The 15,071-nt window shown below is 42.0% G+C and carries 10 protein-coding genes; 2 read left to right on the top strand and 8 right to left on the bottom strand.

Going from position 1 to position 15,071, the window contains the following annotated elements:
* Positions 1-4: 4 nt before the first annotated feature.
* The 3 genes from LEP1GSC058_RS04610 to LEP1GSC058_RS04600 all read right to left on the bottom strand — a co-directional run bounded on the left by LEP1GSC058_RS04610 (position 5) and on the right by LEP1GSC058_RS04600 (position 5,397).
* Positions 5-3,517, bottom strand: coding sequence for a PAS domain-containing protein (locus tag LEP1GSC058_RS04610; RefSeq protein ID WP_016548379.1), 3,513 nt, complete (start codon positions 3,515-3,517; stop codon positions 5-7).
* A gap of 353 nt (positions 3,518-3,870) precedes the next feature.
* Positions 3,871-4,896, bottom strand: coding sequence for a DUF3089 domain-containing protein (locus LEP1GSC058_RS04605; RefSeq protein WP_016548612.1), 1,026 nt, complete (start codon positions 4,894-4,896; stop codon positions 3,871-3,873).
* 120 nt (positions 4,897-5,016) lie between these two features.
* Complete coding sequence (locus LEP1GSC058_RS04600; RefSeq protein WP_039948026.1) at positions 5,017-5,397, bottom strand: hypothetical protein; 381 nt, start codon at positions 5,395-5,397, stop codon at positions 5,017-5,019.
* Between the two features lie 266 nt (positions 5,398-5,663).
* Between LEP1GSC058_RS04600 and LEP1GSC058_RS04595 the strand changes: the two genes are divergently transcribed.
* Entirely contained in the window at positions 5,664-6,023 is a 360-nt protein-coding gene (locus tag LEP1GSC058_RS04595) for a hypothetical protein (protein WP_232224613.1), read from the top strand.
* Between the two features lie 4 nt (positions 6,024-6,027).
* Here LEP1GSC058_RS04595 and LEP1GSC058_RS04590 read toward each other — a convergent pair whose 3' ends face one another.
* From LEP1GSC058_RS04590 to LEP1GSC058_RS04575, 4 genes are all read right to left on the bottom strand, one after another.
* Positions 6,028-6,954, bottom strand: a complete 927-nt coding sequence (locus LEP1GSC058_RS04590) for an LIC10906 family membrane protein (RefSeq protein WP_016548564.1) — start codon at positions 6,952-6,954, stop codon at positions 6,028-6,030.
* Positions 6,918-7,619, bottom strand: coding sequence for an LBL_2463 family protein (locus tag LEP1GSC058_RS04585; RefSeq protein ID WP_016548529.1), 702 nt, complete (start codon positions 7,617-7,619; stop codon positions 6,918-6,920). Before LEP1GSC058_RS04585 ends, LEP1GSC058_RS04590 begins: the two co-directional genes overlap by 37 nt.
* A gap of 434 nt (positions 7,620-8,053) precedes the next feature.
* Positions 8,054-8,719 (bottom strand): response regulator transcription factor, encoded by a 666-nt coding sequence (locus LEP1GSC058_RS04580; protein WP_016548669.1) that lies wholly within the window; start codon positions 8,717-8,719, stop codon positions 8,054-8,056.
* 15 nt (positions 8,720-8,734) lie between these two features.
* Complete coding sequence (locus LEP1GSC058_RS04575) at positions 8,735-11,791, bottom strand: ATP-binding response regulator (RefSeq protein ID WP_016548382.1); 3,057 nt, start codon at positions 11,789-11,791, stop codon at positions 8,735-8,737.
* A gap of 583 nt (positions 11,792-12,374) precedes the next feature.
* On the opposite strand from LEP1GSC058_RS04575, the gene LEP1GSC058_RS04565 reads away from it, so the two are divergent.
* A complete protein-coding gene (locus LEP1GSC058_RS04565) occupies positions 12,375-14,378 on the top strand; it encodes a hybrid sensor histidine kinase/response regulator (protein WP_016548688.1) in 2,004 nt (667 codons plus the stop codon).
* 57 nt (positions 14,379-14,435) lie between these two features.
* On the opposite strand, the gene LEP1GSC058_RS04560 is transcribed toward LEP1GSC058_RS04565, so the two are convergent.
* Positions 14,436-15,026 carry a Crp/Fnr family transcriptional regulator gene (locus LEP1GSC058_RS04560; RefSeq protein ID WP_016548585.1) on the bottom strand — a complete coding sequence of 197 codons (591 nt, stop codon included), beginning with the start codon at positions 15,024-15,026 and terminating at the stop codon, positions 14,436-14,438.
* Between the last annotated feature and the right edge of the window lie 45 nt (positions 15,027-15,071).

Below are 15,071 nucleotides of genomic sequence, written 5' to 3'. Positions count from 1 at the left end.
CTTTCTAGGAATTAGCAGATTTTAGCCAAACGCTAAATTTCGTTCGCCCTGGTTCGCTTTCAAATTCGATCTTTCCACCCATCTTTTCGATGATCTTTTTGCAGATATCCAAACCCAAGCCGACACCCTCGCCGTGCTTTTTTGTCGTGAAGAAAGGTTCAAAAATTCTATCTTGAATTTCTTTTGGAATTCCGGCGCCGGAATCGATAAATGACGTTACAATCCAAAGCTCTCGTTTTTCGATTATGATTTCCATTTTGCCTCTGTAGTCCATTGAATGCAAACCATTATTCAATAAATTTATCCAGACTTGGTTTAGTTTATCAGCATTGCCTATGCATTTTTCATCAGTATCGTAATTTCGTACGATTTCGACTCCGTACTTAATTTTGCTATGATACAGAGTCAGAATCGTTTCGATCTCCGATCTAACGTCTACAATTGAAATTTCGTCTTCCTGAACTTCCCCACCGGGATTCAAATAATTCTTTAAAGCTTCCACTACATGAGAAGCCTTTCCTGTCGCGATGGAGATCACGTTACTTAGCCTGACGATCGTAGATAGAGAAGTGACAGCTTGCAAAATCTTTGATGCGTTTTCACTCTTTAACAGCCAAGGGAGATCTTCTTTGACTCTATACAACCCTGTTTCTATCACGGCATTCGCAATACTTTCATAATCTTCGATTCCCGATTCCCGTAATGAACGAAATACTTCCTTTCTTAAAGATCGATTCGGAAATTCTTCCGAGTGAGAAGCTTCATTTAGGCCGACATCTAAAATGATCTTAAATCTTTTTAAATCGTCCTCGTTCAAATTCGAAAGTAGATTAGGTATGCTCCTTATTTCGTCCTGAATAATATCAAGTATGGCCCGATTGGAAGAAACGATCGCACCGAGCGGAGTATTCAATTCGTGGGTCATACTGGCCGCCAACTGTCCTAGGGTGGCTAATTTCTCGGACAGAAGCAGTTGTCCTTGCGCATCCTTCAGCTCATTCATAGTTCTTTCAAGATTCTGAACCGCATCTATTAGATTTTCGTTCGATTTTTTTAATTCATCCGTTCGAATCTCGATTCGTTTCTCTAGATTCGCGTTCAAATCCAAAATCGTAGCTTCCGCTTGCTTACTTTTAGTTATATCGTATGATATCCCGAATATTTCTTTAGGAGATCCGTCCGAATTCCTTCTATATATTAATTCTCTCGAAGTCAGCCATCTCCAATTCCCGTCCTTATGACGAATTCTGTATTGATGTTCGATTAAATCCTTATCTCCAACTGCCCCATATTTCGGAACGATACGATCTATATAGGCTTGATAGTCTTCCGGGTGAATCAGCATTGGGAGGAGTTTACTTCCCATTTCCTGAATTTCTTCGACGGAATACCCCAATACGACCTGAATCCCGTTGTTGGAGTAAACGTTCCTCATTTCAATTATATCATAAATATATAATATATCCGGCGTTATATCCAAAATTGATTCGATAAATTGGTTTCTTTCCAACAGTTTATCTTCAATGATTTTTCTTTCGGTTATATCGACCATCACACCCCGAAGCCATTTCGGTTTTGCATCCCCGGCAATCACTCGAACCAAATCACGAAGCCAAACGGTTCTGCCATCTTTAGCGATAAATCTATATTCGAATTCGTGGGACTCTAAACGTGCAGTGCATTCAACGCAGTAATTTACCGCACGTTCTCTATCATCGGGATGAATATGATCCGCCCAAAAACCAGGCTCCTTCCAATCCTCCACCGAATATCCGAGCAACCGTTCCGCCTGCTGGCTTACGAAAGTGAAGTTGAAAGTGATGGCATCCGCCTCCCAGACAATTCCGGGAGTCGTAGCTACTAAGTCCCGGGATCGCCCTTCGCTAGCCTTAGTCCGATGAAAGAATTCTTGAAGCTGTTCCGACATATGGTTAAACGAACTGGAAAGAACTCCTAATTCTTCCAAGCGACTCGAGGGTACTCGTTGAGTCAAATCCCCTTCCGCCATTGCCTGCGTGGCTTGAGAAATCCTGCTAATCGGAGCAGTCACAGTACTTGATAAGAAAGCTGCAATCAGCAGAGAAAGAGCTAGCGCGACGGCAAAGACCATCGCTGATTGACTGTTTCCCGTTCGAACTCCTTCCAAATAATAAGCCTCCGGCATAGCCGTAATAACGATCCAATTCATAGTATTGGAGTTGTCCTGATACGGAGTGGCTTGCATCAACCAATTCTCGCTCGACAAAGGTTTTGCGGTTACTATGGGAAAGGAGGATTGGATGGAGACATCGAGTTTTTCCAAATTTCCGAAGGTTTCCGTCAGTTTTAGGACCGCGTTTTGTATTACCGGATCTTCGACCGACTCTCCGACTGCAAGCTCGGACAAAAAGGATTTCGTTTGCTTTGAACTCGAGATTAATTTCCCTCTACGATCTACGATGAAGGCCCGGCCTACCTTCGCTATATTCGTATTTTTAAGTAGTTCGCCGACACCGCGCCGCCTCTCGAATTCGCTCAAGTTCTGTGTCATAGCCAGAAAATCATCTAATTGTAAATTAATATTTTCGGATATTTCCTGATGTAGACGCGCGGCAAGTTTATTAGCGGTTTCTTCGGAACTTCGCAAAGTTAAGTATGCAGTCGTTCCCACCATAATGAGAACCAAAACGATAAAGGGAGTCACGAGAAACATTCGGATCGGAAGTCCCTGATCCTTAAAAAAGTCGCTCGGTTTTAAAACAGAGCTTCCGCTTTCCCAAATCCAATCTTTCGCACCCAGGATCTTTTCTTTGATATGACCGGGAATTTCGGCCCAAAAAAGGGAATATCTTTTCGCTAGGGGAAAAGCCCCAAGCATCGCGAACGGCGCGATTATCCAAGTTATAAGCGTAGTAAAAAACAACGCCGGAAAGATATTTCGATAGGAAATCTCGGAGGTGAATTTATCTGAACAGAGATACCCCCAAAGCTGCGGCTCGATACTCATAAAGATTAAAACGAAAAGGAAATACCAACTCCATGTCTTAAGTTTTTTAAAATCAGGATCCTTACCGATTAATTGATAAGCGACCCAAAAGCATGCTGGGTTAATAAAGTAACCGACCAACCAATCCAACAAAAAATCGGGCGGCACTCCTTCCATCAGATCGGAAAGTCCGTAAGCGAACGGAACCGCAATTAGCGCAGGATATCCGAAAAGGGAAATACATAGAAAAACGGAAAGATCTTTTAGAGATTCGAACGTTTGTGCCCCCGGTACTAAAACAATCAAGGAACCGAGAGGCCCCGTTATGAGGATCAAAACGAAGGTTATTGCTATGCTTAACAGCGACTGGGAATCCCAAGTTTGTCGCTCTCGACCGAATCCCCATCTGCCTCCAGGCCGAAACGTAAAACCGCCATAGGCGGAAAGCATTAGAGCGAATCCGATTAAATAGCCGAAGCGACCCCAAACCTCGAGTAATGGGAGGGGTAAAAGCGCAAAAATTCCCTCAAACCATCTCAGAATAGGATTCATTCTTAGCCTCCACTCCCTCAATAGATGCGAAAATATTTCGATTCATGCCAAGCCGGAATTATTAAGTTCGGAACCGATCCTTATTATCCAATACTAAAAAGAAATACCAGAATAAATCCATCGCCAAAAAACGAGAAATTTAATTCCGCATCAAAAAATCAAACTTATTAGAGCCCGGAAGAAAGTTAGTGAAATTCTTCGTTTAATAAATTCGTATAAATTCGAAACACTCACGGCGACTTTTTTCTGAAAAACTACGGCTGAATCCAAGACCTTACACATTAAAGACTAACGTATCGGCCATTGGACGACTGTTGCGAGATTATTAAACGATATTACGGATTTAACTTTTTTTATTTTGAATCGATTTTATTCCGTATTCCGAATTTTACTGCCCGTTCCATCGCATTTCGCCTGATATTGAAATAGAAAAGTGCGTAATCTGCAACGTGATAGTTATCGCTCCAATACTGTCTATAACCGCTCCGATTCGGTTCCGTCACTCTTAGAACACCCGCTTCACAAACAGCTCCGCAGATTTCCGGATCAATCCGGTCAAATGATAGCGGAATTCCTCCGAAATTTTCACTTGCCGATCTGAAATCCTCCTTTAAATCCCAACTTAAAGGATTCACGCAAATATAAGGTCCCGACGAATCGTTTGGGAGAACCGGTACTTTGGCGTTTCTGGAAAAAGATCTCCAAGAAACAAAGCATCTTGTTTGGGATTTTTCTCCGCAAGCGGGAATCCCATTCGTATCCGCAAGCGAAACCGCACCCCCGATTAAATACGCAACTATAAGTTTTTCCGAAAGCGGCTTATGAGCGAACCTTTCCCTCAAGAGCCGAACTGCATGCCTCGTTCCTTGGCTGTGAGATGCGATTATGATGGGCCGTCCCCGATTCCATAATCTTAGATAAGTATCGAATGCTTTCAAGACATCGGAATAAGCCAGATCAAGAGCTTTGCTTCCGTCCGTCGCGTCTAAAAACGAATATATAGTAGCTTGTCTATATCGGGGCGCAAAAATTCGACCGACCTCGTTAAATACGCTCGCTTGTCTCCGAATCGATTCCATATCGGTTCTCTCATTTACGTTTTCATCGTCCATCGACGCATTCCAAGTCCGGCCGAAGTAGGTGGTTGGATGAATAAAAAAGACGTCGACTCCTAAGGAATCTAATTTTAGAATATTATAGGAAGATAATGGAGTGCTAAAAACTCGACTCTCTTTTCCGGGAATCGCCGCCCAAGATTTTGTGTTCTCGTAATTCGGAATATCCGTGGGAATAGTTTCTTGAAAAGATAAAGAAGGGCGAATTAACCAAAGACAAGATGGAATGGATAGGATTACTATCAGCGAAAATAATTTCTTCATAGGCTCGTCGCGACACCGGATTAGATATAAGGATAAATTAAACCTTAATCACGGCTCGCTTTGCGTATAGAAGAATTCTCTCAAAATGATTGCGAAAATGGATTCGCTCTGAAACGGTTCCTACTCCTCCGTATTTCTTTCTTCGATCGCCTTTATTTCTTTATAAAAGGACAAAGAATTTAATGCCAAAGTAAGCTCGGATTTACGATTCGCTAATTCCCATCTCAATGCTCGAATTTCCGACTTTAGCGCAGTCGTTTCGCCGATCATTTCGAGCATTTGCGAGCGCAACCAGTTTATTTGTTTTTTCTGAATCTTGGTCTTCGCGAGTAGCCGCCAAACGAAAATAACATTCTTCATGGACCTCGGAATTTTGAGAGAGTCCGCCGTAGACAAGGTCCTCTCCTTTAAGGCGAGAGAGCGGCGAAGTCCCTTTACCGGAAACGATTCGCCAAGCAAGCCCTCAAAATAAGTAATGCTGAACCAATTCGAAGTTTTCATGAATTTAATATATAAAGGCTACCCTAACAAGGATAAGGCTAGAAGGTCTCTCTGCATCCGTTCAATGAACCGCTTGACCAATGCCTTAAATTATTAAATATGAGTCATGGCAAAGACGCTTTATTTATGCACCTTCTACTTATATTCGTCGCTGAAGCGTTTCTTTCACGGAAACTATATGCCACATTGTGGCATTTTTCAATAATAAAAATCTATTGAGTAGATAAAAAATCTTGAAAACACCCGCGGAACGATTTCAGCACATATTGGACAATTTTCGGGGAACTCAAGAGGAGTTCGGAAATACGATACAAAAATCTAGACAATTGATCGGAGCCTATGCCACTGGGAAGCGAGTGATACCGGAAGCGACTGCGTTAGTAATCGAGTTAGTCCACGGATACAATAAGGAATGGTTACTGAAAGGCATCGGCCCGGAAAAAACCCAACTAACCAACCCGATCAACGCTCTAAACAGGAAAGATTCGGATAGAAGATTAATTCAGAAAATAAATGCTCGTGATGGCATCGTTGAAATAATCGAAGACTTATTGCGGCTTTCGGCGAAAGAAACCGAAACGATTCATAGAGCGATTAAGAGTATCATTCGTAAGGGAAAGAATTAGGCCGTTATTTCAAGTGCTTACCGAATATCTTAACCAAGATATCGACCCTTTCCCTGTAAGGTAGATCCATAGCCTCGCCTAACCGATAATCGTGCGCGATCAAATTCATGGTCAAACGCCTCTTCCTCGCTAAATCTTGAACTTCATAATCCATAGGATCCGTCAGACGATAAAAGAATCCATAAATCGGCTTGGTCATCCTTACAAAATGCGGAAGATCGGGCTCATACATCGAGAAAGTTCTAAGCTTAAAGGCGTTGCAATTTACGATCGCTACCGTCCAAATAAAAATACCTAAAATAGATCCTATCGCAGCCTGCCCTCCGGAAAAAATTCCATAATGAGTCGGCTTGATCCAAATATACCAACCAACGGAAACGATCGGAGGCAAAAGTCCTAATAGCAATAAAACCGAACTCGCTCTCGTTTTCCCCCTGAAGCGGATCGCATTCCTTCCAAAATTAAAAATTGCGATCAGGAAAAGCACTAAAGAGTGCAGAAGAATTCCGGAATAGACGAGCGTCCTCGAAAATCGAAGGTGTTCTCCCGGACCGGAAGCCAGTGTTAAGACGTTTAATCGGAGGCTTTCTTCCAAAAAGAAACCGACAAGGATTAGGTGAGGAACCAACCATTTCCAGTTCGGACGATACGATTTCGCATTGTACGATATCGAAATTAAATAAATAAGAAATGGAGCGGGTATACTCGCAGCCAGGCCCAGATTTAATAAGGCATTTAACCAAGAATAAGGAACGATTTCCCTAAGTATAAATGAGGAAAACCAAAGCCCCATAAATACCGTCATTACGCCAAACAGAATCTGTACGGCTTTCCGCGGCTTAGGAACGAGTATCAACGCTCCTAAGACTACGAAAAAAAGAGCCGCACAAAGATTCAATGCGACGACATGATTCGATGCAACAATTGACATGCTTGCGCCTTATTTAAAGTAAGAAATGCGGCGATTTCAAGCAAACTTTTTTTGGGAATTTCGATTGTTTTAAAAAGTACCAGTTCTCCGTTGCAACGGAATTCAGGAAAATAAATAGGCCCCGGATAATCCGAGCTATGAACGGCGCCGGCAGCTAAATAAACACGTTCTATTCCTCGGCGAAACGGACTGTACATACCGAAGACCCGGGAGTAATTTCGTTTAATACAATAATCAGCAACGCATCCGAAATTAACGAAAGCTGCATATGTCCCTCGCGGAGTTCTTAAAAAAGCGACGGAGTTCCAATCGGCTACGTTTCGATCCAAGACGGCATATCGTCTAGGCAAATCTCCGAAAATCACTCCGATTTCTAAAGGAATTAAATTATTCGGTTTTTTTTCTACGACCCGCATTACGGACAAAATTTCTTCTCCCTTAGTCATAATAAACCAAATCGACCAAGGATCCAGATCGAAGGCTCTCCATTCCGAATCTTCATTGCCTACATCCGCATTCGCTTTTCTAACAAACTCCTTTACACGGTGGATAAGAGGACTTTGTGAAAAGCCCGCAACCTTCCAACATTCGAATGATTCATTCTGCCAATAAACGGATACGCCTGCCGGCGAGGTTTCTTGTTCTGTTTCTTCTACTGCAAACATATTCTCTCCGCGAGACGGAACGCCTCGTATGCAGGACGATTATGTCATGTCGATGGACATTCACAAAGAATAAGTTTCTATTGTAATTAAAAGGAAGAGAAGGATAAGAATTAACGATAATGTCTGTGACGGATTTCGACAAAAAGTCCATCAAACTTTATCGAAATGAGCAACCGAATTCATTATTCAAATCTAAAAATAAACCCTTTGGTATATTAAAGAACGAAGGACTCTTATTTTTCAATCAACTTCGAGTCCATTAGCAAAAACGAAAGAACTTTCTTTTGGAAATTTTTAGGATGAAGAATTTCTAATTCAAAGTCTGAACAGCGTTAGAACCGAATTCACGCATGATCAATATCGGTAAGCATCGCTATTTTAACTATGAAATTATTACTTGTGAATTAAATACGGGTTGAAACGCTTTTTCTCGTTTAAAAGCCCGATTCATTTCTAAGTAAACCGATGTCTCCGGCCCTTCTGACTAGTTCCGCTCGATTATGTACGTTCATCTTTTTATATATATTCTTAACATGATGCTGAATCGTATACTTACTGACTCCAAGAAATTCCGCTACTCTGTTAATCGTTTTCCCCTTAACCATCTCGTCCAGGATCTGCTTTTCCTTCTTGGTAAGTTTTACTTCGCTCGAACTTTCATTCCTTTTGAAATTATTTAAAACTCGAAATGCGATCGTCGGCGTGATAATGGCCCCGCCGCGCAGAACGGTATCGATGACTTCCGCGATATCTTTCAACTCGGATTTAAGGATATATCCGATCGCACCATAACTTAGGGATTTAAAAATAAGCTCGTCCGAATTCATATTGCTTAACATGATCTTACTAGTTTCGGGTTCTCTTTCCGAAAGTTTCGCCGCCAATTCGACTCCGTTCATTCCCGGGAGCATAATATCTAGAAATATTATATCTAATCCCCTCCCTTTCTTATCCTGTAAAAAAGCTTCGGCGGACTCCCAGTGAGAAAGCATACCCACTTGCGGCAATACTTCCAATACCTTTATAATTTGCTCGCGATAACCGGAATCGTTTTCGACGATCCCGATATTCACGACTCTTGTTTCCACATTCTCGTCCATTTGATCTACTCAACCTTAAAATTCCGAAATTTTTCCGAGGGGCACTTGTAAAGTAATTTGGTAACCGCTATCCGAGAGAGCCATTTCCATTCTGCCTTCCAGCTTAGCCGACCTCTGGATTAGATTCTCGGTTCCGCGTCCGGTTCCATGCTCCCTTAAATGATACAACGATTTCGATCTCATATCCATAACGATTTCATGATTTTTCGACGTAAAACTCCATTCGGAAATTCCGATACCGTATTTTAGATCGTTATTCGCTATCTCATTAACGATTCCGTAAAGTTCCATCAAGTTGTTCTCATTCGGTTTTGTGGAAAAATTTTTGATCAAATCTTCATCGCAGCGAAAGTCAAGATCTCTCCCCGCATCCGAATATCTTCTCAACAATATGAGGTTTATACCGGAAAAGAAATTTTCCGATACCAATCCTAAATCCTCTATTTTAAGCATCTGCTCCCGAAGCATCTGAATGGATTGATTTACGTTGCCGTTGATTTTTTGAATCAGGGCGGGATCGGGAACTTGCGACTTCAACAACTCTTCGGAAAGGAACTTCAAATCAATCAGTTTTCCGCCAAGATGATCGTGAAGATCGATATTAATTTTCTGTCTAACAGTATTAATCGCGATTCTTTTTTCGTTTTCCTTGCGTATTAAATTCTTCTGGCCGTTTGCAAGCTCAAGAAGGTTATTTACCCTCCGAATCAGTTGCTCAAAGTTGAACGGTTTAAGCAAATAATCGTTTGCTCCTGCGTTTAGCGCATTTACCAAATCCTTATCTTGATTTTTAGCCGTAAGCATCAAAATAGGCAACTCGAGCGCGGTATAATTATTTCTAATCTCTTTAGCGGTTTCTAATCCGGAAAATTTAGGCATCATCACGTCTAGAATGATTACGTTAAACGAATTATCGTTTGCAAGAATATCAAGAGCTTCCAACCCGCTTCGTACCGCTAAGCAATCCATTTTACATAAGGCAAGATAGTTGCCGATGACTTCCAAGTTTACCGGCTCGTCATCAACCGCTAGAATTCTCACCGGTTCATGCCGGATATCGTCGTTCGCTTTTAAAAAATAGGAATCCGGAGTAAAATTCGTTTCCACGGAACCGATATCGCTTTTTATATAATGTTTCACGACAGTTTTAGAATCGGACGGCTCGACGGAAGGCTCACTGACGGGCATCGTAAAATAAAACCGAGCGCCCCTTCCATCTTCGGATTCGATTCCGATTTCTCCGCCATGGAGATTGACTAGCGCTTTGCTGATTGCGAGCCCAAGTCCGGCCCCCCCTACATTCCGCGCATCACCTCCATCGGCCTGTTCGAAAAAATCGAATATCTTTTCTTGATCCTCTTTCTTTACGCCGATTCCGGTATCTTGCACGCTGACTTCGGCGAAATGAGAGTCAATCAATCGGGCTTCGATCGTGACATCTCCGTTCTCCGTAAACTTTATCGCGTTACCTATCAAATTTTGCAGAATCTGCTGCAATCTATTTTCATCGGCTTTTAGTTGGGGAAAATCCTCAGGAACGGCATTTATTAATCTGAGTTTCGACTCGTCCACATTTACTCGATTTAGACCCAACGTAAATTCCACCGATTGATGGAGGTCAACTGGTATGCGTCTCAGCACGAGATCCTTATGCTTTAATTTCGAAAAATCTAAAATATCATTCACTAACGCCGATAATCGCTCTCCGCTAGCGATTATCATGGTCATCTGTCTATCCAAAAAGCGAGATAGAGGCCCTGCAGCTCCTCTCTTTACTGAATCCGCTATCCCGATAATGCCTTGCAGCGGAGTACGCAATTCGTGCGACGTGTTCGCTAAAAATTCGTCTTTCAACTTATCCAAAGAAACCAATCGTCGGTTTGATTCTCGCAGTTCATCGGTAAGCTTCTCCGATAGATTGTATGCATAAGAGAATCGTCGAGACACCATGAACGCTTGAGCGATAAAGAAGAAAGAAATGCCGTAGGAGACGAAGTACGTCGTATTGATTATCATATTAGCGTAAAGAAGATCGTTGATGAGAATCGTGAATAAACCGAGAAAGAGCGCTAAACCGATCCAAGCACCAGGGCGATCTTTCTTAACAGCCTTACCGAGTGCATAGAGAAAATATAGTCCTCCGGATACCAAAAGCAAGCTGAACAGAGAAAGTGTTCTGGAATAAGTCGCCAGTTCAGTAAATAACGCAATGACGCTTAACGTTATAAAACCGACCACTAAGGTAGTCGTTGCAGGCTTCCGAACTTCGTCTGGGAACATAGAACGAAGAAAAAGCGTGAAAAAAATACCCTCTAAATAACCGGAAAGAAGTTCCAGGCGGTAGGAAAGATTAAAGTCAAGTTCCGGAAAAACGGAAAATGCGAATCTTTCGCCCGTTAAAACCATCCTAACCATAGCGCAGAGACATAGGAGTCCGAAATACAAATTGAATCGATCTCTCCTAAGGAATGCAAAAAGACTCAACTGATAGAATCCCATTACGGAAAGACCGCCGCTCATGAATAAATCGAACCAGATACTCCTTTGTCTGAGAAACGATAATTCGGAATGCTTTCCTATAAAAACGCGGCCCCAAAGTCCTCCTTTCGAATGCGAAAAATTGGAAACTTCCACTATTATTTCATTATCTTTCTCTAATGTAAATGGTTCGCTTACGGCAGGACGGTAAAGCGGTTTCGCAGTATTAGCCGTCTTACCGACATTGCCGTTCGATAGCAAAAGCTTACCGTTCACAAACAGTCGATACGCCGTGGCCGCCTCCAACATTTTAATCGAGATGTCCGGGATTCGTTTATCCGTCAGGATTCTCATACGGTAGGAGGCGAATCCGAATCCCGGAAATTTTCCGGATTCGTAATTATTCCAGGCATCGGGGACAGGTTCGTACCGAGGTTGCAATTCTTGAAATTTACCTGCTTGAAGTCCGTTGCTAGGAGGGGGCTTTGTTTCCGAATAGAATTCTTGCCAATAAAATTCCCAGACCCCGTCCATTCCGAGCATTCCCTGGGTATCAAAGTTCCAGCCGGGCCTCAAATCGAGAATTCCGTCCATAACTTTCGGCTTATTTTCAGAGTGCAATAATTGCGTACAATCAATCTGGAAAATGCAAAATTGAACGATAATAAAATGGAGAAGAACAGTTCGTGGGATATACTGCAAATCGCTTTGTGGTGATTTCAATTTCATTCAAACGAACTCTTTGATAGAACTGATTCCTTTCTATTTCGAAATCAAGAAAGAATTTTATTAGTTTATCGAGCGGATTATTCCCGCTCGAATGCGGAGTGGATGCGAAACTACTCGTTTGGGGGATAGGTTTCATTTTGCCCCAAAACCGTAATAGCTCCCCATTTTAGGCCGCAAATTTAGGATCGAAAGAAAGACACGAAGAAAATACGCCCTTTCTCCGAATTTAACTTTGATAAAAAGATTCAATCTCTCTCGGTTAAACGACTTCAATTTATATAAAGTTTCTTCTCTCGTAGCGCAGTTCCAACTCTATTTCGATGAATGCTTTGGTTCGATATTTTATTAACAAATGTTAACGATCTTATTTCCTCGCCGGATTGTCGTATTATATGAAAGGATAATTTCAATCTTTCGACTTTGATCGAGTAGGAATTAAGGTGCACCGATGCAAGAATGTGAAGAGCAAACTTCAAACGGTAAAGATTGCGATCCTCCTTGTCTAGAGATACCGCACCCTCTCTTTTCTACCGAAGAAGCGGAATCTTCTGATAGAGAGCTTATTAAGAACGAACTCAGATTTCATGCGGCAATGCATCACTCTCCGAACGGTTTTGCGATCCTTTCTCCTAACGGAAGATGGATCAGCGTCAACCCCGCATTGTGTAAAATAGTCGGATATTCGGAAGAAGAGCTCCAGGAAACCGATTATCAATCCATCACACACCCTCAGGATTTGGAAGGGGATTATAATCACATTCAGGCATTATTAAATGGTAAATTAGACTCCTATCGTCGAGAAAAGCGATACCGCCATAAGGAAGGTCACTATCTCTGGGTTCAACTGGACGTGTCGTTAGTCCGCAAAAAAAACGGAGTTCCGAACTATTTTGTTTCTCAGATACAAGAAATTTCGGAACGTAAACAAGCGGAAAAAGCGCTTCGGGAAAGCGAAGAAAGATTTCGCCAATTGGCGGAAACTATCGACGAGATCTTCTGGATGAAAGACGCCGAAACGAATCGCCTATTATATGTGAGTCCGGCCTACGAAAGAATCTGGGGGCGTTCGATCGAGAGCCTTTTTCAAAATCCTGATTCATGGTTAGACACTGTTCACTCCGACGATTTACATCTGGCATTTCCGAATCTAAAAAACCAAAACGATCAGGGAGGTATCAATGAAAAATTCCGAATCATACGATCTGACGGTTCTGAACGTTGGATACGGGCTCATTCGTTTAAGGTAATCGGGTCCGACGGAAAGGTAGATCGGATAGTGGGGGTTGCGCGCGACGTAACTAAACAGCATGAACTTGAAAAACAATTGGCCCATTCTCAGAGAATGGAATCGATAGGATCGCTTGCGGGAGGAGTCGCCCACGACTTCAACAATATACTTACGGTTATACTGGGATTTTCTTCCATACTGGAGCAAAATAAAGAGAATCCTCAAAAAATTATGCAGTCCGTTCAGGTAATTCGAAAGACCGCCGAACGAGGAGCCTCATTAGTAAAACAACTGCTGACTTTAGCGAGAAAATCCGAGTCGTTCTTTCAATCAATTTCATTAAACGAAGTAGTCCAGGAAGCATTAAACATCGCTAAATCCACTTTTCCGAAATCGATAATAATCAATACCGATTTTCAATCGGATTCGATACGAATCAATGCCGATTATACGCAAATTCATCAAATTTTCGTTAACTTAGTTCTGAATGCCAAGGACGCTATGCAGAATGGCGGAAAACTGACGATTTCGATGAAAGAAGTTGATAGAAATTCCTTTTCATCGACGGACCCGAGAGTATCGCAAAGGAGATTCGCATTGCTGGAAATCAGCGACACTGGAATAGGTATGAATGAGGAAACGAAGCGAAGAATTTTCGACCCTTTTTTCACGACAAAAGCCTTAGGAAAAGGAACAGGACTCGGCCTAGCCCTAGTCGAAGGAATAGTTGAAAATCATAACGGGTTTATAACTGTTGAGAGCGTATTGGGACAAGGAACTAAGTTCAGTATTTACCTACCTGTCGAAAGTCAAAAACCCGAATCTCGCACCGTACATGAACCGATCGAGAATGCACAACTTGGAAAAGGCGAATGGATTCTGCTTATCGAAGACGAGGAGATGATTCTGGAACCCCTGACAAACTACCTTTCACACTTCGGATACAATCTTCTTTCGGCTAAGGATGGAGAAGAAGCATTGTCGGTCTTTTCCGCAAATCGCGATAAGATACAAGTCGTTTTATGCGATTTGAATCTTCCTAAGATAAACGGGATCGAAGTTCTGAAAAAAATCGGATCCTTTGACTCTTCCAAAACCCTAATTTTGGCAAGCGGCTATATTGATCCGCAGTTAAGACCGGAAATCGAAAAAATCGGCCTTAAATATACGATTCAAAAACCGTATAAGTTCGAAGAGATTTTAAGAGTATTAAAAGAGATCTAACTTTTCAACGATCTTTCTGATACATTATATATCCGGTTTAAACGAATATAAATCCTATTAAAGCTTGTACTCTTTCCAAACGCGGTTTCTAATTCTACTTAGGGAAACGGGAGTGATGCCTAAATAAGACGCAATATAATGTTGAGGAACTCGAGCGAGAATGTCAGGTTTCTGTTTAACCAAATTCAAATATCGCTGCTCGGGACTATCTCTAATTCTCGAGAGGAAAAGCACCATATATGCATCGAAGCGTTCCATGGCAAATTCAAGTAAATATTCGACGACTCCTTCGTTTTCCCGATAGATCCGCTCGGCATCTTGTCCGGTTATGAAATATAATTCGGTGGGTTCCAAGCTCTCTAGGATAAACGCGCTGGTAATTCCCTTGCCCCGATAGCTATAAAGAGAAGCGACAGGAGTATTTTCGAAGATAAATGCGATAGTAATATCTTTTCCTTCGTCGTCAAACCATACGCGGAGGCAACCTTTCTTAACGATATATATCGTTTTCGTAATTTCTCCTTTCTGAATCAAAACGGTTTTAGCAGGAATCCTCTTCTCTCGAAGCATGGGCTCGTATTTCGACCAATTTTTTTCCAATCCAGGGATGCTTCTCTTAATCTCCTCGATTAAGGGTAAATCGATCATGGCAAACCTTCCTGATTTTCGATATATTATTCATTTATCCGTCAA

It is taken from the genome of Leptospira fainei serovar Hurstbridge str. BUT 6 (genome assembly GCF_000306235.2).
In the GTDB taxonomy this organism is placed as follows: domain Bacteria; phylum Spirochaetota; class Leptospiria; order Leptospirales; family Leptospiraceae; genus Leptospira_B; species Leptospira_B fainei.
The sequence above is the reverse complement of the archived record's forward strand: the minus strand, read 5'-3'. Positions and strand labels throughout refer to the sequence as shown.